Origin of the sequence: Actinoplanes octamycinicus (assembly GCF_014205225.1) — a bacterium.
Classification (GTDB): Bacteria; Actinomycetota; Actinomycetes; order Mycobacteriales; family Micromonosporaceae; genus Actinoplanes; species Actinoplanes octamycinicus.
Window position 1 is genome coordinate 10,260,275 of the sequence record NZ_JACHNB010000001.1, and the last position, 17,652, is coordinate 10,277,926.

General features: G+C 67.4%; 13 protein-coding genes and 3 rRNA genes. 6 read left to right on the plus strand and 10 right to left on the minus strand.

Annotated features, from left to right (window positions below):
- Positions 1-19: 19 nt before the first annotated feature.
- Together BJY16_RS46275 and BJY16_RS46280 are read right to left on the minus strand one after the other, a co-directional pair.
- Complete coding sequence (locus tag BJY16_RS46275; protein WP_185046174.1) at positions 20-1,024, minus strand: YihY/virulence factor BrkB family protein; 1,005 nt, start codon at positions 1,022-1,024, stop codon at positions 20-22.
- On the minus strand, positions 1,021-1,968 hold the full coding sequence (locus BJY16_RS46280; protein WP_185046175.1) for a diacylglycerol/lipid kinase family protein: 948 nt from the start codon (positions 1,966-1,968) through the stop codon (positions 1,021-1,023). The genes BJY16_RS46275 and BJY16_RS46280 overlap by 4 nt, the downstream gene beginning before the upstream one ends.
- Before the next feature lie 76 nt (positions 1,969-2,044).
- Here BJY16_RS46280 and BJY16_RS46285 point away from each other — a divergent pair, with 76 nt between their 5' ends.
- The 3 genes from BJY16_RS46285 to BJY16_RS46295 are packed head-to-tail and all read left to right on the plus strand — an operon-like array spanning position 2,045 to position 3,884.
- Positions 2,045-2,545, plus strand: a complete 501-nt coding sequence (locus tag BJY16_RS46285) for a DUF1990 domain-containing protein (RefSeq protein ID WP_185046176.1) — start codon at positions 2,045-2,047, stop codon at positions 2,543-2,545.
- Entirely contained in the window at positions 2,542-3,318 is a 777-nt protein-coding gene (locus BJY16_RS46290; protein ID WP_185046177.1) for an MBL fold metallo-hydrolase, read from the plus strand. The genes BJY16_RS46285 and BJY16_RS46290 overlap by 4 nt, the downstream gene beginning before the upstream one ends.
- A complete protein-coding gene (locus tag BJY16_RS46295; protein ID WP_185046178.1) occupies positions 3,315-3,884 on the plus strand; it encodes a DedA family protein in 570 nt (189 codons plus the stop codon). The genes BJY16_RS46290 and BJY16_RS46295 overlap by 4 nt, the downstream gene beginning before the upstream one ends.
- On the opposite strand, the gene BJY16_RS46300 is transcribed toward BJY16_RS46295, so the two are convergent.
- The gene (locus tag BJY16_RS46300; RefSeq protein ID WP_239178039.1) at positions 3,874-4,770 is read right to left on the minus strand and encodes a serine hydrolase; all 897 of its coding nucleotides are present in this window, start codon (positions 4,768-4,770) and stop codon (positions 3,874-3,876) included. The genes BJY16_RS46295 and BJY16_RS46300 overlap by 11 nt on opposite strands.
- A gap of 144 nt (positions 4,771-4,914) precedes the next feature.
- Between BJY16_RS46300 and BJY16_RS46305 the strand changes: the two genes are divergently transcribed.
- The gene (locus BJY16_RS46305) at positions 4,915-5,844 is read left to right on the plus strand and encodes a hypothetical protein (protein WP_185046179.1); all 930 of its coding nucleotides are present in this window, start codon (positions 4,915-4,917) and stop codon (positions 5,842-5,844) included.
- Positions 5,845-6,091: 247 nt separating this feature from the next.
- Here the strand turns inward: BJY16_RS46305 and BJY16_RS46310 are convergent, their stop codons facing one another.
- Positions 6,092-7,132: a S1 family peptidase gene (locus BJY16_RS46310; RefSeq protein ID WP_185046180.1), complete on the minus strand. Its 1,041-nt coding sequence runs from the start codon at positions 7,130-7,132 to the stop codon at positions 6,092-6,094.
- 184 nt (positions 7,133-7,316) lie between these two features.
- Entirely contained in the window at positions 7,317-7,841 is a 525-nt protein-coding gene (locus BJY16_RS46315) for a winged helix-turn-helix domain-containing protein (RefSeq protein ID WP_185046181.1), read from the minus strand.
- Between the two features lie 308 nt (positions 7,842-8,149).
- Between BJY16_RS46315 and BJY16_RS46320 the strand changes: the two genes are divergently transcribed.
- The gene (locus BJY16_RS46320; RefSeq protein WP_185046182.1) at positions 8,150-8,632 is read left to right on the plus strand and encodes an NADPH-dependent FMN reductase; all 483 of its coding nucleotides are present in this window, start codon (positions 8,150-8,152) and stop codon (positions 8,630-8,632) included.
- 64 nt (positions 8,633-8,696) lie between these two features.
- On the opposite strand, the gene BJY16_RS46325 is transcribed toward BJY16_RS46320, so the two are convergent.
- Positions 8,697-10,451: a S8 family peptidase gene (locus BJY16_RS46325; RefSeq protein WP_185046183.1), complete on the minus strand. Its 1,755-nt coding sequence runs from the start codon at positions 10,449-10,451 to the stop codon at positions 8,697-8,699.
- A 775-nt stretch (positions 10,452-11,226) separates the two neighbouring features.
- Here BJY16_RS46325 and BJY16_RS46330 point away from each other — a divergent pair.
- On the plus strand, positions 11,227-11,649 hold the full coding sequence (locus BJY16_RS46330) for a hypothetical protein (RefSeq protein WP_185046184.1): 423 nt from the start codon (positions 11,227-11,229) through the stop codon (positions 11,647-11,649).
- A gap of 75 nt (positions 11,650-11,724) precedes the next feature.
- On the opposite strand, the gene BJY16_RS46335 is transcribed toward BJY16_RS46330, so the two are convergent.
- The 4 genes from BJY16_RS46335 to BJY16_RS46350 all read right to left on the minus strand — a co-directional run bounded on the left by BJY16_RS46335 (position 11,725) and on the right by BJY16_RS46350 (position 17,393).
- A complete protein-coding gene (locus tag BJY16_RS46335; RefSeq protein ID WP_185046185.1) occupies positions 11,725-11,985 on the minus strand; it encodes a hypothetical protein in 261 nt (86 codons plus the stop codon).
- A gap of 246 nt (positions 11,986-12,231) precedes the next feature.
- Positions 12,232-12,348 (minus strand): 5S ribosomal RNA (gene rrf, locus BJY16_RS46340).
- A gap of 101 nt (positions 12,349-12,449) precedes the next feature.
- Positions 12,450-15,525, minus strand: a 23S ribosomal RNA gene (locus tag BJY16_RS46345).
- Between the two features lie 353 nt (positions 15,526-15,878).
- Positions 15,879-17,393 (minus strand): 16S ribosomal RNA (locus tag BJY16_RS46350).
- The 16S, 23S and 5S rRNA genes sit together here, the layout of an rRNA operon.
- Between the last annotated feature and the right edge of the window lie 259 nt (positions 17,394-17,652).

The window sequence follows — 17,652 nt, forward strand, 5'->3', positions numbered from 1 at the left end:
GATCGGGGGTGCCGCGTTCTTACCCCGTCGACTCCGTCGGTACACCGGGGGCGCGCTGAGCGGGCACGTCCGGGGCCGGCTCCCACTGGTCGGGCTGGGCCGGCTTGGCACCGACCCGCCGGGCCTCGAGCTGCGCGGCGAAGGCGAGGCCCAGGAAGAACGCGATGCCGGTCAGGTTCGCCCAGAGCAGCAACGCCATGATCGCGGTGAGCGGACCGTAGGTGGCGCCGAAGCTGCCGCTGACCCGGACGTATCCGGCCAGGCCCAGGCTGGCCAGCCACCACAGCACGGTCGCCACCACCGCGCCGAACAGCAGCCAGGACAGCGCCGGCTGCTTGCGTCGCGGCGAGTGCCGGAACAGGGCGCCGACCGCGAACACGATCAGCGCCAGGCTGACCGGCCAGCGCAGCACGTCCCAGGTCACCCGGGCCCAGCCGGGTATCCCGAAATGCTCCTCGGCGGACTCCCCGGCGGCCCGCCCGGCGACCAGCAGCAGGAAGCCGAAGAGCGCGGGCAGCCCGGCGGCGAACGCGAGCACCGCGGCCCGCAGGTACTTCTGCGGCGCCGGCCGGTCCCGCTCCACCCCGTAGATCCGGTTGGCGCCGCGCTCCACCTGGGCCATCGCGGTGGTGAGCGCGAACAGCCCGGTGATCAGACCGAGGGTGAGGGCGACCTCGCCGGCCTCCTCGGTCCGGTCGTCGTCCTCCAGCAGCTGGCGGACCAGTCCCTCGCTGTCGCCCGGGGTGAGCTCGATGACGGTGTCCGCGACCACCTCGCCGCCGGACTCCACGCCCAGGTCGGTGGCCAGGCCGGAGAGGGCGATCAGGAACGGGACGATGGCCAGGCAGAGCTGCAGCGCGAAGGCGCGGGAGTGGCTGAACCCGTCGCCGTAGCGGAACCGGACGAACGCGTCGCGCAGCAGCGGCCAGCGGCCGTAGTGGCGCAGCGCCACGTAGGCGTCGTCGGCGGACAGCTCGTCGCCGGCCATGGTCCGGGTCTCCGGGACCGGTTCGGTGCTGCTCATCGGCGCCTCGCCCGTTTCGCCACGGCCGCGGCGTCGTGGGCCAGGTCCGGGTCGGCGTCGGGCTGCGGCACGCAGAGCAGCAGCGCCTTGTGCCGCAGCGAGATCTTCATCGCCTTGCCGGACGCGATCAGGTCGCCGTCCAGCTGCCGGGGCTGCGCGCGGTTGCTGTAGATCTCCACCCGGGAGGCGGTGAACGTCTCCATTTTCGGCACCCGCTCGCGGCGGCTGGCCACCGCGGCGATCAGCCGGGCCCAGGAGTACAGGTTGTTCGGGCTGATGATCGCCACGTTGAACTTCCCGTCGTCCGGCACCGCGCGTTTCAGCAGGCGGACGCCGCCCTGCAGGCGGCCGACGTTGCCGACGATCACGGTCTGCGCGCGGCGCGGCATCGGCGCGCCGCCGTCCAGCCGGATCCGCACCCGCATCGGCCGGTCGAGCAGGTGCTTGGCCGCCCCGAACAGGTAGGCCGGCCAGCCGATGTGCTTTTTCGCCCGCTCCGAGGTGTCCTGCAGCATCATCGCGTCGAAGCCCATCCCGGCCATCACCACGAAGCACTGGTCGCCGATCGTGCCGACGTCGATCCGGCGGCGGCCGCCCTCCAGCGCGACCTGCACCCCGGCGGCCGGGTCGGTGCCCAGCCCGAGGTTGGCGGCGAGCAGGTTGCCGGTACCGGCCGGCAGCACGGCCAGCGCCACGTCGGTGCCGGTCAGCGCGCTCACCACGGCGGTCACCGTGCCGTCGCCGCCGCACGCGAAGACCAGCTCGGCGCCGTCCGCCACGGCCTTTTTCGCCTGGCCCCGGCCCGGGTCCTCGGGGGTCGTCTCGAACCAGGCGGGCTCCGGCCACCCCGCCCTGGTCAGGGTGGTGCGCAGGGTGCGGCGGAGCTGATCCGGATCGGCCACCTTGGCGGGGTTCACCACAACGGCGGAGCGGGGTCCTGTCACGCGCTCAGTGTGCCGGAGCCATGTCACAGCTGCGACTCAGGAATCATCGCGCCCCGGGAAGGGCACACTTTCTCAGGTGACTCGCCTGACGTACCCCGAAATCGGCCTGACCCGCGGCGGACCGCTCCCGGACGGCTACCGCCATCTGCGCTACCGGCGAAGGATCGGCACCGGTCCGCGCGTCTTCGCGGCCGCCGGCGAGGCGGTCCTCACCTTCCGGATGCACCGCGCCACCGGGGCGGGCGTCCGGGCGAGCGGGCGGCGAGCCGCGCCCGGCGTCCGGCTGATCGTCGGCGTCGGACCGGTCACCGCCCCGTGCGAGGTCGTCTGGGTCGCCCAGGAGGAGCACAAGATCGGTTTTGGGTACGGAACGCTTGCCGGCCATCCGGCGCGGGGCGAGGAGGCGTTCGTGGTCGAGCGGGACGAGCAGGACCGGGTGTGGTTCACGGTCACCGCGTTCAGCCGCCCGGCCGGCCCGCTGATGCGACTGGCCGGCCCGGTGGCGGTGTTGTTCCAGCAGCTCTACGCCCGCCGGTGCGGTCAGGTCCTGCGCCGGCTGGGTACCGTGAGCCGGTGAGCACGACATCGGTCACCTGGTGGGGACACAGCACGATCTGGCTCGCCGACTCGGGCGTCACGCTGCTCACCGATCCGGTGCTCACCGACCGGCTGGCCCACCTGCAGCGGCTGGCCGGACCACCGCCCCGGCTGCCCGGCGCGCCGGACGCGGTGCTGCTGTCCCACCTGCACGCCGACCACTTCCACGTGGCCTCGCTGAAGTCGGTGCCGGGCGAGCCGCTGCTGATCGTGCCGCGCGGCGCGGCCGCCTTCACCGTCAAGGCGCTGGGTGCCGGGGTGGCCGGGCGCTGCGTCGAGCTGGCCCCGGGTGACGAGGTGGCGGTCGGCCCGGTCCGGGTCCGGGCGGTGCCGGCCCGGCACGACGGCGGGCGCGGTCCGTGGTCCCGGGAGCGCGCCGAGGCCATCGGTTTCGTGGTCGAGGGCGAGTCCCGCACCTGGTACGCCGGCGACACCGGCCTGTTCGAGCAGATGACCGAGCTGGGCCCGCTGGATCTGGCACTGATCCCGGTCGGCGGCTGGGGGCCGACCCTGGGCGCGCACGGCCACCTGGACGCGCGGGACGCGGCCGAGGCGCTGCACCGGGTGAAGGCGTCCTGGGCGGTGCCGGTGCACTACGGCACGCTGTGGCCGATCGGGATGGCCCGGTTCCGCCGGCACATGTTCGACGGGCCGGGCCTGCGGTTCGCCGAGCACGCGGCGCGGACCTCGCCGGACACCCGGGTCCGGGTGCTGGCGCACGGCGGGACGCTGACCCTCGGACCGGCCGCGTGACCGCCACGCTGGGCACCCTGGCCTGGCTGTTCGCGGTGGTGTGCTTCGGGGCGATCATCCCGATCGTGCCGACCGGCGCGGCGGTCAGCGGGGCCACCGCGCTCGCCTTCCACGAGGGCCGGCCGGTGACCATGGTCCTCGTGGTGGCGGCCGGCGCGGCCGGCGCCTACGCCGGCGACCTGGTGATGTACGCGATGTGCCGGTTCGGCGGCGAGCAGCTGGCCCGCCGGCTGCGCTGGCTGCGCGACGAGGAGCACCTGGCCGCGGTGAAGGACCGGCTCAAGGCCAAGCAGGTCCCGGTGCTGCTGGTCTCCCGGCTGATCCCGGGCGGCCGGGTGCCGGTGCTGCTGGCGGCCGCCTTCGCCGGGGTCTCCTGGGAGACCTTCGTGGTGGCCAACCTGCCGGCCTGCGCCCTGTGGTCGGTGGTCTACGCCGCGATCGGCCTGGCCGGCGGCTCGATCTTCCCGCAGCCCTGGCAGGGCGTGCTCGCCGCGGTCGCCGTCATCCTGGTCGTGAACCAGGCGGTGACCTGGTGGAACAAGCGCCGGGAGAGCTCTAGTACTTGAGGTGGGCCCGGGTCAGCTTGACCGCTTTCTCGATCACTTTCTCGCCGGCCTCCTGGGTCTGGTGGCCGTGCGAGAGCACCGCGATCGAGACGTCCACACCGGGGCCGGTGATCCGGCCGACCGAGTTCACGATCCACAGGTCGCTGGTGCCGGGGCGGGCCAGCCAGCCGTTCTTGACGGTGAACTCCTCGCCGGCCCGGGCCACGGCCGGGACGCCCCACCGCTGCCCGGCGCTGACCGTGCTCATCAGGGTGTGCGCGTAGGCACGGCCCCTCGCCGCGATCGGGCTGTCCGCGGCGACCAGCTGGGACAGCAGCTTCACCTGGTCCTCGACGGTCGTCTGGGTGAGGCCCCAGGCGCTGTTCACCACCGTGCCGGTCAGGCCGAGCCGCTCGTCGCAGCGCTGGATCGCGGACTCCCTGCCGAGGCTCTTGAACAGCGCGGTGGTGGCGTCGTTGTCACTGTTGCGGATCATGAGTTTCGCCTTGGCGTCCTCGTCCGCGGTCAGCTTGCGGCCGGCGTCCTGCCGGGTCAGCAGCAGGCAGGCGAGCACCTGCACCTTGACCACGCTGGCGGTCCGGAACTTCCGGTCGCCGCGGAACGAGTAGAGGTCACCGGTTTTCTTGTCGAGCACCGCGACGGCGAACCCGGGGACCGTGGCGGCGTACTTCTTCAGCGCCGCGTCCAGCGCCACCACCCGCTTGGCCCGCTCCACCCGAGCCAGCTCCTCGGGGCTGGGCCCGGCCGGGGAGGCGCTGGTCGCGCTGCCGGTGAGGAAGGTGGCGGCCGCGCCCTCGCCGCCGATCAGCCCCTTGGCCACCAGGGCCGCACCTCCCAGCACGACCACGACGGCCATGATCACAATCCAGTTCGGGGTACGTCGCACCCCGCCATACTGCCGTGCCGGAGCCACCGATGCCCGCCCCGACTCCGGGGGATCGGCCACGAATATCCGGTTTTCCGTCGTGAACCCCGGCACGGCGGCCTTCCGTCACCGGCGGGACGTGACGTCGAAGCGCAGAATGAGGGGATGGCGTCCCTGTTGTCCCGAGCCGTACAGATCTCCCGTGTCGCGCTGGCCGTCCCGGCCGTCGCCGCCGACCTGACCCGCGCCGCGATCGGCCAGGTGATCGAGACCGCGGGCGCCGTGGCGGCCGTCCCGGTGCGCGCGGCCAGCCTGCTCGGCCAGACCGAGCTGCTGGTCAACCGGGCCGGGCTGGCGATCGGCCAGGCCGAGGAGCTGATCGCCCGGGTGACCGCGGTGACCACCGCCGCCGAGTCCGCGGTGACCGAGATCCAGGTGGTCAGCGCCACCGCGGAGCGGGCGATCACCGAGGTGCAGACGATCAGCGCGGCGGCCGAGGCGGCGATCGGCGAGGTCCGCGCGATCACCACGGCGGCGGCGCTGACCATCGAGGAGGCGAGCGCGATCTCCAGTGCCGCCGGTGACGTGATCCGCCGGGCGGCCGGGACCGCCGACGCGGCCGGCACCCTGGTGATCGAGGCGGGTTCGCTGACCACCGCGGCGGCCGAGGTGGTGGCCGAGGTGGGCGCGGTCAGCGGCACGGCGCGCGGGCTGGTCGGCGACGCGGCCGCGGTGGCGGCCCGGGCGTCGGCGGTGGTGACCCGCGCCGACCAGGCGGCCGGGGTGGCCACCGAGCTGCTCGACGGTTACGCGCCGACGCTGCGCAAGGCGTCGCCGCTGGCCGCCCGGTTCGTCGACGAGCTGACCCCGGAGGAGGTGACCGCGGCGATCCGGATGGTGGACGAGCTGCCGGCGCTGCGCGACCACATGGTCAACGACGTGATGCCGCTGCTGAACAAGCTCGACCAGGTCGGTCCGGACCTGCACAAGCTGCTCGAGGTGACCGAGGACCTGCACCTGGCGATCGCCGGGCTGCCCGGGCTGCGGCTGCTCCGCCGCCGGGGCGAGGAGCGGACCGCAGAGGAACACTCCTGATCGCACCCGGCGGGCCTACGAGCCGGCCGCGGCGGAGCACTCCTGATCGCAGCGGCGGGGCGAGGAGCCGGCCGCGGCCGGGCGCTCCTGATCACGACTGCGGTGGGCGGGTGCTTCGGCCGTACCGTAAACGGGTTTGCGGCGGGATCGCGACCGCGACCCCGCCGCACCTTCCTCGCACCGCGCCGGCCTTGCGTCGGAGAGTCTGACTTCAGTTCGTCATATTCCTGCCGGGCGGTGCCGGGACTCAGAAGACCGAGACGCCGTAGACGCTCAGCGGCTCGACGACCGGCTGGAAGTAGGTGACGCCGCCGGACGAGCAGTTCCCGCTGCCGCCCGAGGTGAGACCGAGCGCGGTGGTGCCGGAGTAGAGCGGGCCGCCGCTGTCACCGGGCTCGGCGCAGACGGTGGTCCGGATCAGGCCGGAGACCGAGCCCTGGGAGTAGTTGACCGTGCTGTTCAGGGCGGTGACCCGGCCGGAGTGCGTGCCGGTGGTGGAGCCGCGGCGGTAGACCGTGGCGCCGACGGCCGGGGTGCCGGCCGAGGTGATGTCCTGGGAGCCGACCGCGCCGCTCTTGGTGATCGTCGTGTTGGTGTAGCGGACGATGCCGTAGTCGTTGCCCGGGAAGCTGGTGCCGGCCCGGGTGCCCAGCGTGGTCGAGCCGTTGGACCAGGTGGAGCCGGCGTTGGTGCAGTGCCCGGCGGTCAGGAAGTAGTTGGTGCCGGCGCTGTTGCGCACGTTGAAGCCGAGCGAGCAGCGGGAGCCGCCGGTGTAGATGGCGTCGCCGCCGGAGATCGTGGTGCTGATCTTGCCGGGGATGGATTCGATCCGGGCGGTGCCGCCGAGCTTGGCGACGGTCGCCTTGACCGCGGCCAGCTTGGCGCCGGTGACGCTCTCGTCCACGCTGACCACGACCTGGTTGCTGACCGGGTCGACGGCGAACGCGGTGCCCGGGGTCTTCAAGTTCACCTTCAGGCTGGCGTCGGCCGCGGCCAGCGTGGCGCCACTGCGGGCCACGTAGCGCGGGGTGGCGCCGGCCTTGGTGACCTCGGCCGCGGTGGTGGCGTCGGTGACGTTCACCACCAGCTTGCCGGAGCTGTCCAGGTAGGACCCGGCGTCACGGGAGCCGAGCTGGTCGTCCAGCCTGCTGGCCAGGGCGGACGGTGCGAAGGACGCGTCGCCCACGGCCGGGGCCGCCGAGGCGGGTGACGTCGCGACGAAGGCGCTGCCCACGAGCATGCCGACTGCCAGGCCGACGATCGGTCGGCGAAGCTTCGGGTTGAGCACGGTTTCCTCCCAGGGGGATTGGGTAGGTGGCATACCGGTCCGGTAGGCCAGTGCTCGCAAGTATTCAAATGAATCAATTGTTGCCGCAAGAGAGCGGTCAATCCGGACTAATCTAGATCAAGTAACCGCTGAGCTGCGGAAACATACCTCCCATAGTGCGGGGGTATGACCATTTCGGGATGAATCAGCGCTCCCGCACGCTGATCGGGGCGTCGTCGGCCAGCCGGTACCCCAGGCCGTAGACCGTGGTGATCAACTCCGGGTCGTCCAGCTTGGTGCGCAGGCGGCTGACGTGCACGTCCACCGTGCGGTTGGTGGTGTGCCGGTGACCCCAGACGTGGGTGAGCAGCTGGGTGCGGCTGAACACCTGGCGGGGGTGCTGGGCCAGAAAGAGGAGCAGGTCGTACTCCAGGCGGCTGAGGTCGAGCCGCTGGCCGCCGCGCAGCGCGGTGCGGGCCCGCGGGTCCAGCACGATCTCCCCCTCGGCCGCGGCCGGCGGGGCCGGCGGGTCCAGCTCGATGGCAGCGCCCGGACCCGCGGCGTCGACCAGCTCGCGCAGCGCGGCCAGCACCCGGTCCCGGCCGCCGACCCCGCCGGCGATGCTGATCGTGACGGTGACCGGCGACTCGCCCTCCGGCAGGCTCGGCACCGGGCGCAGGTCGGGGCGGGTATGGGCGGGACGGGGGTGGGCGATGGCGAGCGCGGACATGGGCTGCTCCTTCGACGATCCGTGCCCCCGGATCCGGCGGCACCCTGCAAGGATATAATTCCTATCTGTTAGATAGGCATACCGCATAGTAGTCACACACACCACATCCCACAAACCCCACGTTCTTACTAGGATTTGGGATCGCTGTTGACGCGGGACTTCCCGGGATCGATGGTGGAGAAGTTCCCACGCAGTGGACCATGTGGACTTTCGAGTCTGCCGCGTGTGGCGTACCGGACATATCCCGAGATAGCGCAGATAATCGTGGAGAGGAGGCGCGGCGGACCGCCTCGGTCGCCGCGAAACGGATGACTGGAATTGTGGTGGTGTCCGGTAACCCGCGCGCCGGGTCCCGGACCTCGACCCTGGCCGTCGCGGTCGGGGAGGCGTTCGCGGACCGGCTCGGCTCGCCCGCGCCCACCGTCATCGAGGTGGGTGAGCTGGGCGCCGGGCTGCTGACCAAGGGCGATCCGGCGACGGCGGCCGCGGTGGAGGCGCTCACCGCGGCGAACCTGCTGGTGGTGGCGACCCCGACGTACAAGGGCAGCTACACCGGGGTGCTCAAGGTGCTGCTCGACCAGCTGCCGAACCAGGCACTGGCCGGGAAGCTCGCGGTGCCGGTGGTGACCGCCGGGATCGCGCCGCAGGCGGCGGCCGCCGAGGCGGTGCTGCGGCAGTTGCTGGTCGAGCTGGGGGCGATCGTGGCCCGGCCCGGCTTGCCGGTGGTCGAGGCGGACCTCCCGGAGTCGGCGGAGATCGCCAAGAAGTACGCGGCGGCGCTGGACTGGTGAGGGTGGGGCCAAGCCCCGGCGGGGTCGCCGGGGCTCACCCCCGTGGTTCCGCCTTTTCTGCTTTTCAGACCGCGGCCGGAGTCACCAGCAGCGTGCACTCCCTGGTCGCGGTGGTGCCCCACCCATCGGTGAAGCGGACCGTGAAGGTCGCCGTCCCGCCCTCGGCCGCCGGCACCCCGCTGATCAGACCGGTCGCGTCCAGGCTCAGCCCGGCCGGGAGCGCGCCACCGGCCAGATTCCACACGCCGCTCCGGTGATCCACCGTCGCCAGCCGGCTCTGATAGGCCACGCCGGCCTGGGCGACCGGCAGCTCACCGTCGATCACCGGGACACCGGCCGCCACCGGGATCACGATCCGGCGGGTGACCGCCTGCGGCACATAGTCGGTGAACCGCACCGTCACCGTGTACTCCCCCGGGCTGGTCGGGGTCCCGGTGATCGCGCCGTTGCGCGCCAGCGACAGACCGGGCGGCATGCTGCCACCGGCCAGCTGCCACGTCCCGGTCCGGCTCGACTTCAGGTTCACCCTGCTGGCGTACGACGAACCGACCGTTGCCGTGGCCACCCTCGAAGTGGCGATCACCGGCGCGGCGGGTGGCGCTTTGACGAACAGCAGCCGGTTCGGTGATCCGGCCCGGTCGGTCACCCTGCCGGTGGTGGCGTTGGTCACCAGCTCGGCGCGGACCTGCGACGGGGTCAGGGCCGGGCTCGCGTCCAGGATCAGCGCGGCCGCCCCGGCCACGTGCGGCGCGGCCATCGACGTCCCGCTGTAGACCGCGGTCGCGGTGTTGCTGCCGGAAACCGACGACTTGATGTTCACCCCGGGCGCGAACAGGTCGACCACGCTGCCGTAGTTGGAGAACACCGCCCGCCGGTCCCGGCTGTCGGTGGCCGCCACGGTGATCGCCGTGGGCACCGCGGCCGGGCTGCTCCACGACGCGTCCACGTCCTCGTTGCCGGCCGCCACCACGTAGGTCACCCCGGAAGCGATCGACTGCCGCACCGCGAAGTCCAGCGTCGGGCTGGCCGAGCCGCCCATGCTCATGTTCGCCACGGCCGGCTTGACCGCGTGCTCGGTCACCCAGTCGACCCCGTCGATCACATCGGACAGCTCACCCTCGCCGTAGCAGTCCAGCACCCGCACCGCCACCAGCTGCACCTTCTTGGCCACGCCGTAATGGGTGCCGCCGATCGTGCCGGCCACGTGCGTCCCGTGCCCGTTGCAGTCCGCCGCGTTCCCGTCCCGGTCGGCGAAGTCGTACCCGTACGACGCCCGCCCCCCGAACTCGGCATGCGTGATCCGGATCCCGGTGTCGATCACATACGCGTGCACCGCCGACCCGTCATCCGTCGGCGTGTACGACTTGGATCCGCTCACCCCGCGCTGATCGATCCGGTCCAGCCCCCACGCCGGACTCTTCTGCACCCCCGCCGCCACCGCACCACCCCGCCGCCCCGCTCCTGGGACTCCGACCGCGACCTGCCGGTCCGCCGCGGTGGTGGCGACCCGGATCCGCCGGTCCTGCTCCACCGAGCGCACCGCCGGGTCAGCCGCCAGCCGACGGGCCTGGAACGCGCTCATCTCCGCCGCGAACCCGGCGAACCCCCGGAAACTACGGACCACCGTCCCGGTGCCGAGGCTACGCACGCTGGGCCCCGCCGTGCGGTTCTTCAACGTGACGATGTACCGCCCGGGCAGCGCACCGGGCGCATCCGCCCCGATCACCGTCCCGGTCGCGAACGCCGGAGCCGGACCGGCCAGGGCAGCCGAAGCCGCAACCGCCGAGGTGAGCAACGCACCGAGGGACCACTTACGCATGCCCGCGTGATCGGCCACCCCCGCTCCCAGTTGAGCCCCGGCCCGCACCGAACCAACCTGCCACCAACCCGTCCAGCCCTTGCACCACCTGAAGACCGACACCCCGCCCAAGCGCGGTGCTCGCCTGCCGGAACCCGGATCGCGGCAGGCCGCAACCTCCCCCAGCCCGGACGCCCAGCACGCCGCCGGACGCTCCCGGGCCGCCACACGGCCTCCCTGGCCGTCCGCCCTCCTGGACGTCCGCCCTCCCGAACGTCCGCCCTCGCTGGTCGCCCGCTCTCCCGAACGTCCGCCCTCCCTGGTCGCCCGCTCTCCCCGACGTGCGCCCTCCTGGACGTCCGCCTCTCCCGGACGTGCGCCCTCCTGGACGTCCGCTTCTCCTGGAGGTCCGCCCTCCCTGGACGTCGTTATGAGTCCGTTACCTGGCGAGGAGAACTGGTGGTGATACGGCAGCATCGCAACCTATGAAAGGCAGCAGAGACGACGGGGGACTGCAATGCGAAAGACATGTTGGGGAGTCGGGGTGGCCCTCGGTGTAACGGTGCTGGCCGGCTGCGCCGCTACGCCGGAGCACCTGGAGGGCCAGGCCGTACCGGCCGGGGCGACGGTGGCCGCATCCGCGCCTGCTCGACCGGCGTCCGCGGGTTCCGGCCCGTCCGAATCCAGTTCCGGACCCGGTCCCGCCAGCTCTAAGGCGAAATCCACCTCACCAGCCGGTACGTCGGGTGCCGGAGCATCATCAAGTTCAGCGCACTCGTCAGGCACTTCCTCGGAGGTGATCGGCCCCACCGGCCTCGGCACCCTGAAGATCGGAATGACCGTGTCGCAGGCAAAGGCCACCGGCTTGATCACCAGCTACGAGGCCTACGACGGCCCGGAAGGCTGCGGTTACTCCAAGCTCAAAGGCGCCGGCGGCTCTGCCGGCGCAGTAACCCACTCCCCCCAACTGGGCGTGGTAGCCATCCAGGGATACGGCAAGATGCACACCCCGGAGGGCATCGGCCTCGGAGACACCTTGGACGAGGTCAAGCAGACCTACCCAGACTTCGAAGCCAGCGACGTCGACGAAACCGAACGAACCGGCGACGGCCGAGCCTGGGCCCACGCCGCCGGCAAAGTCAACTACCGCTTCACCTTCGACAACGACAAACTCACCGAACTAGGCCTGGAACACCAAAACCAGGACTGCTACGAGTAACCACACCCACAAGCACATCAACCAATCGAGAGCCAGCCGGCACGGTGCTGCCAACCCTCAAACAAAGATCCAACATCACCCAGCACCCGCCCAGAAAGCCACCCGCCGCAAATAGCCAGCCAGGTGGGGGAGCCAGCCGACACGGGGCCGCTGGCTCCCCACCAACAGCGCAAAGCAGCCGAGCAACGCGAAGCAGCCGAGCGACGCAGAGAACCCGAGCGGCGCAGAACGGATCAGCGGCGCTGAACCGAACAGCGGCGCAGAACCGAACAGCGGCGCAGAACCGATCAGCGGCGCAGAACCGATCAGCGGCGCGGAAGCATAAATGGCGCGCAAGGATCAGCGGCGCGGATCGTTGAGCGGTGCGGAAGGGGCGCAGAGCTGGCGCCTTGAGCCGCGGCAGTCCCGGTGAGTAGGCAAGGTTCGGGCGGGGAGGGCCATTCGGAGGTATCAAGCCTGACGGCCTTCGAATGGCCCTCCCCGCCCGAACCGTCCCCCCACGCGAACAACCGCACCCACAGTTTTTGGGTAGCAAAAAGAAACGCCCACCCGGAAGCCCGGGTGGGCGTTTCTCGACGTTAAGTCCGGCGGCGTCCTACTCTCCCACACCCTCCCGAGTGCAGTACCATCGGCGCTGGAGGGCTTAGCTACCGGGTTCGGAATGTAACCGGGCGTTTCCCCTCCGCTATGACCACCGAAACAGCCATCAGCAGAACCAACCAGCAACCCAAGCCTTCCGGCCATGGGGTGGTTGTTCGTTTGCTGTGAATCACACAGTGGACGCAAGCAGAAAATTTAGGGTGGTTAAGCCCTCGGCCTATTAGTACCGGTCAACTCAACACGTTACCGTGCTTACATCTCCGGCCTATCAACCCAATAGTCTCTTGGGGGCCTTACCCACTCAAGGTGGTGGGATACCTCATCTCGAAGCGAGCTTCCCGCTTAGATGCTTTCAGCGGTTATCCCTTCCGAACGTAGCCAACCAGCCGTGCCCTTGGCAGAACAACTGGCACACCAGAGGTTCGTCCGTCCCGGTCCTCTCGTACTAGGGACAGCCCTTCTCAAGTATCCAACGCGCACGGCGGATAGGGACCGAACTGTCTCACGACGTTCTAAACCCAGCTCGCGTACCGCTTTAATGGGCGAACAGCCCAACCCTTGGGACCTGCTACAGCCCCAGGATGCGACGAGCCGACATCGAGGTGCCAAACCATCCCGTCGATATGGACTCTTGGGGAAGATCAGCCTGTTATCCCCGGGGTACCTTTTATCCGTTGAGCGACACCGCTTCCACACGCAAGTGCCGGATCACTAGTCCCGACTTTCGTCCCTGCTCGACCCGTCAGTCTCACAGTCAAGCTCCCTTGTGCACTTACACTCAACACCTGATTGCCAACCAGGCTGAGGGAACCTTTGGGCGCCTCCGTTACCCTTTAGGAGGCAACCGCCCCAGTTAAACTACCCACCAGACACTGTCCCTCGACCCGATCAGGGCCGCAAGTTAGATACCCAAACCCAACAGAGTGGTATTTCAACAACGCCTCCACCCGAACTGGCGTCCGAGCTTCACCGGCTCCCACCTATCCTACACAATCGAATTCAGATACCAATGTCAAGCTATAGTAAAGGTCCCGGGGTCTTTCCGTCCTGCCGCGCGTAACGAGCATCTTTACTCGTACTGCAATTTCGCCGGGCCTGTGGTTGAGACAGTGGGGAAGTCGTTACGCCATTCGTGCAGGTCGGAACTTACCCGACAAGGAATTTCGCTACCTTAGGATGGTTATAGTTACCACCGCCGTTTACTGGCGCTTAAGTTCTCCGCTTCGCCCCGAAGAGCTAACAGGTCCCCTTAACGTTCCAGCACCGGGCAGGCGTCAGTCCATATACATCGTCTTACGACTTGGCATGGACCTGTGTTTTTAGTAAACAGTCGCTTCCCCCTGCTCTCTGCGGCCATACCACGCTCCACCAGCAAGTGGCTTCACGCGTCCGGCCCCCCTTCTCCCTAAGTTACGGGGGCAATTTGCCGAGTTCCTTAACCACAGTTCACCCGTCGCCTCGGTATTCTCTACCTGACCACCTGTGTCGGTTTAGGGTACGGGCCGCTCGAAACATCGCTAGAGGCTTTTCTCGGCAGCATAGGATCAATGACTTCACCAGAACGGCTCGGCATCACGTCTCAGCCTCAATGGTGTGCGGATTTGCCTACACACCGGCCTACACGCTTACCCCGGCACAACCACCGGCCGGGATCATCTACCTTCCTGCGTCACCCCATCACTAAACTACTACCCGTGAAGGTCCTGGCCGCCGCCGGCTCAGACCGAAGTCCTCACCAGTTTTGGGCAGTTAGTACCACGAGGTTCGTCTTGGGCGTTTCTTTGCGGGTACGGGAATATCAACCCGTTATCCATCGACTACGCCTCTCGGCCTCGCCTTAGGCCCCGACTCACCCAGGGCGGATTAGCCTGGCCCTGGAACCCTTGGTCATCCGGCGGAAGGGGTTCTCACCCTTCATTCGCTACTCATGCCTGCATTCTCACTCGTACAGCGTCCACGGCTGGATCACTCCGCCGCTTCACCCGCTGCACGACGCTCCCCTACCCATCCACACACAAGGTGTGAATGCCACAGCTTCGGCGGTGTGCTTGAGCCCCGCTACATTGTCGGCGCGGAACCACTTGACCAGTGAGCTATTACGCACTCTTTAAAGGGTGGCTGCTTCTAAGCCAACCTCCTGGTTGTCCATGCGATCCCACATCCTTTTCCACTTAGCACACGCTTAGGGGCCTTAGCTGGCGATCTGGGCTGTTTCCCTCTCGACTACGAAGCTTATCCCCCGCAGTCTCACTGCCGCGCTCTCACTTACCGGCATTCGGAGTTTGGCTGATTTCAGTAAGCTTGTGGGCCCCCTAGACCATCCAGTGCTCTACCTCCGGCAAGAAACACGCGACGCTGCACCTAAATGCATTTCGGGGAGAACCAGCTATCACGGAGTTTGATTGGCCTTTCACCCCTAACCACAGGTCATCCCCCAACTTTTCAACGTTGGTGGGTTCGGTCCTCCACGCAGTCTTACCCACGCTTCAACCTGCCCATGGCTAGATCACCCCGCTTCGGGTCTAGAACATGCGACTAAAAACGCCCTATTCAGACTCGCTTTCGCTACGGCTACCCCACACGGGTTAACCTCGCCACATGCCACTAACTCGCAGGCTCATTCTTCAAAAGGCACGCCATCACCCCGAAAGGCTCTGACGGATTGTAGGCGAACGGTTTCAGGTACTATTTCACTCCCCTCCCGGGGTACTTTTCACCATTCCCTCACGGTACTTGTCCGCTATCGGTCACCAGGAAGTATTCAGCCTTACCAGGTGGTCCTGGCAAATTCACAGCAGATTCTAGGAGTCCGCTGCTACTCGGGAACACTGCAAAGAGGCTTGGAATTTTCGTCTACCGGGCTCTCACCGTCTACGGCTGGCTTTCCCACACCATTCGACTAACAACAAGCTTTGTAACTCTTCACCATGATGTCAGTCATGATAAGCAGGTCCCACGACCCCTCACGTGCAACGCCTGACAGCTATCACACACGCAAGGTTTAGGCTAGATCCGCTTTCGCTCGCCACTACTCACGGAATCACGGTTGTTTTCTCTTCCTACGGGTACTGAGATGTTTCACTTCCCCGCGTTCCCCTCACATGCCCTATGAATTCAGGCATGGATGACACGACATGACTCGTGCCAGGTTTCCCCATTCGGACACCCTGGGATCACAGCTAGGTTGACAGCTCCCCCAGGCCTATCGCGGCCTCCCACGTCCTTCATCGGCTCCTGGTGCCAAGGCATCCACCGTTCGCCCTTGACAACTTAACCACAGAAAACAAGATGCTCGCGTCCACTGTGTAATTCTCAACCAACGACCAACCCACAACCCTCAAGGCGTCCCACCAGCCTCGACTCGCAAGCCGAACGGTATGGGTCGCCAGGCCGTGCCTGGCATTGAAGACCAACCACAAGGGTTGTTCTTTCAGATACCCAACAGGGTGCTTATCGCCTTCTGCCAGCCGCACCGCACGTCGTTCCGCCGCGGAAAACCGCGTGTACTAGATCGATACGGCCGTTGCCGGCAGCATGACTAACCAGTGTCTCCGCCTGTGAGCTCCTCACCAACACGTTCGGCTGGTGCAGGATTTCTGTCCAACTTTCGCTGGAAGAATGCTCCTTAGAAAGGAGGTGATCCAGCCGCACCTTCCGGTACGGCTACCTTGTTACGACTTCGTCCCAATCGCCAGCCCCACCTTCGACGGCTCCCTCCCACAAGGGGTTAGGCCACCGGCTTCGGGTGTTGCCGACTTTCGTGACGTGACGGGCGGTGTGTACAAGGCCCGGGAACGTATTCACCGCAGCGTTGCTGATCTGCGATTACTAGCGACTCCGACTTCACGGGGTCGAGTTGCAGACCCCGATCCGAACTGAGACCGGCTTTTTGGGATTCGCTCCACCTTACGATTTCGCAGCCCTTTGTACCGGCCATTGTAGCATGCGTGAAGCCCTGGACATAAGGGGCATGATGACTTGACGTCATCCCCACCTTCCTCCGAGTTGACCCCGGCAGTCTCCCATGAGTCCCCAACTGAATGCTGGCAACATGGGACGAGGGTTGCGCTCGTTGCGGGACTTAACCCAACATCTCACGACACGAGCTGACGACAGCCATGCACCACCTGTGAACGGCCCCGAAGGACCCTACATCTCTGCAGGATTTCCGTACATGTCAAACCCAGGTAAGGTTCTTCGCGTTGCATCGAATTAATCCGCATGCTCCGCCGCTTGTGCGGGCCCCCGTCAATTCCTTTGAGTTTTAGCCTTGCGGCCGTACTCCCCAGGCGGGGCGCTTAATGCGTTAGCTGCGGCGCAGAGAACCGGAGAGGTCCCCCACACCTAGCGCCCAACGTTTACAGCGTGGACTACCAGGGTATCTAATCCTGTTCGCTCCCCACGCTTTCGCTCCTCAGCGTCAGTATCGGCCCAGAGACCCGCCTTCGCCACCGGTGTTCCTCCTGATATCTGCGCATTTCACCGCTACACCAGGAATTCCAGTCTCCCCTACCGAACTCTAGCCTGCCCGTATCGAATGCAAGCCCGAAGTTGAGCCTCGGGTTTTCACATTCGACGCGACAAGCCGCCTACGAGCTCTTTACGCCCAATAAATCCGGACAACGCTCGCGCCCTACGTCTTACCGCGGCTGCTGGCACGTAGTTGGCCGGCGCTTCTTCTGCAGGTACCGTCACTTGCGCTTCGTCCCTGCTGAAAGAGGTTTACAACCCGAAGGCCGTCATCCCTCACGCGGCGTCGCTGCATCAGGCTTCCGCCCATTGTGCAATATTCCCCACTGCTGCCTCCCGTAGGAGTCTGGGCCGTGTCTCAGTCCCAGTGTGGCCGGTCGCCCTCTCAGGCCGGCTACCCGTCGTCGCCTTGGTAGGCCATTACCCCACCAACAAGCTGATAGGCCGCGAGTCCATCCCAAACCGAAAAACTTTCCACCCAACACCATGCGGTGCCAGGTCATATTCGGTATTAGCCCCCGTTTCCGAGGGTTATCCCAAAGTCTGGGGCAGGTTACTCACGTGTTACTCACCCGTTCGCCGCTCGAGTACCCCGAAGGGCCTTTCCGCTCGACTTGCATGTGTTAAGCACGCCGCCAGCGTTCGTCCTGAGCCAGGATCAAACTCTCCAACAAAATCTGTTGAAAAACATGAGTCCCGGCAACAAAATGTTGCCAAAGGAATCTCCCACCCATCCCGAAGGACAGGCCGGGGTATTGCCATAATTGGCACTGGCTTTTCAAGCACCCTGTTGAGTTCTCAAAGAACAACCGCACACCATCAATCGCTTTCCTCACACGCGGTGGCTCTCGTTTTTTTTTTGATCCCCGCCCGCGGGGGAGGGGTAGGGGGGGGGCCCCCCGCCTCCCTGGGGGCACTCGCTCGTACTTCTGT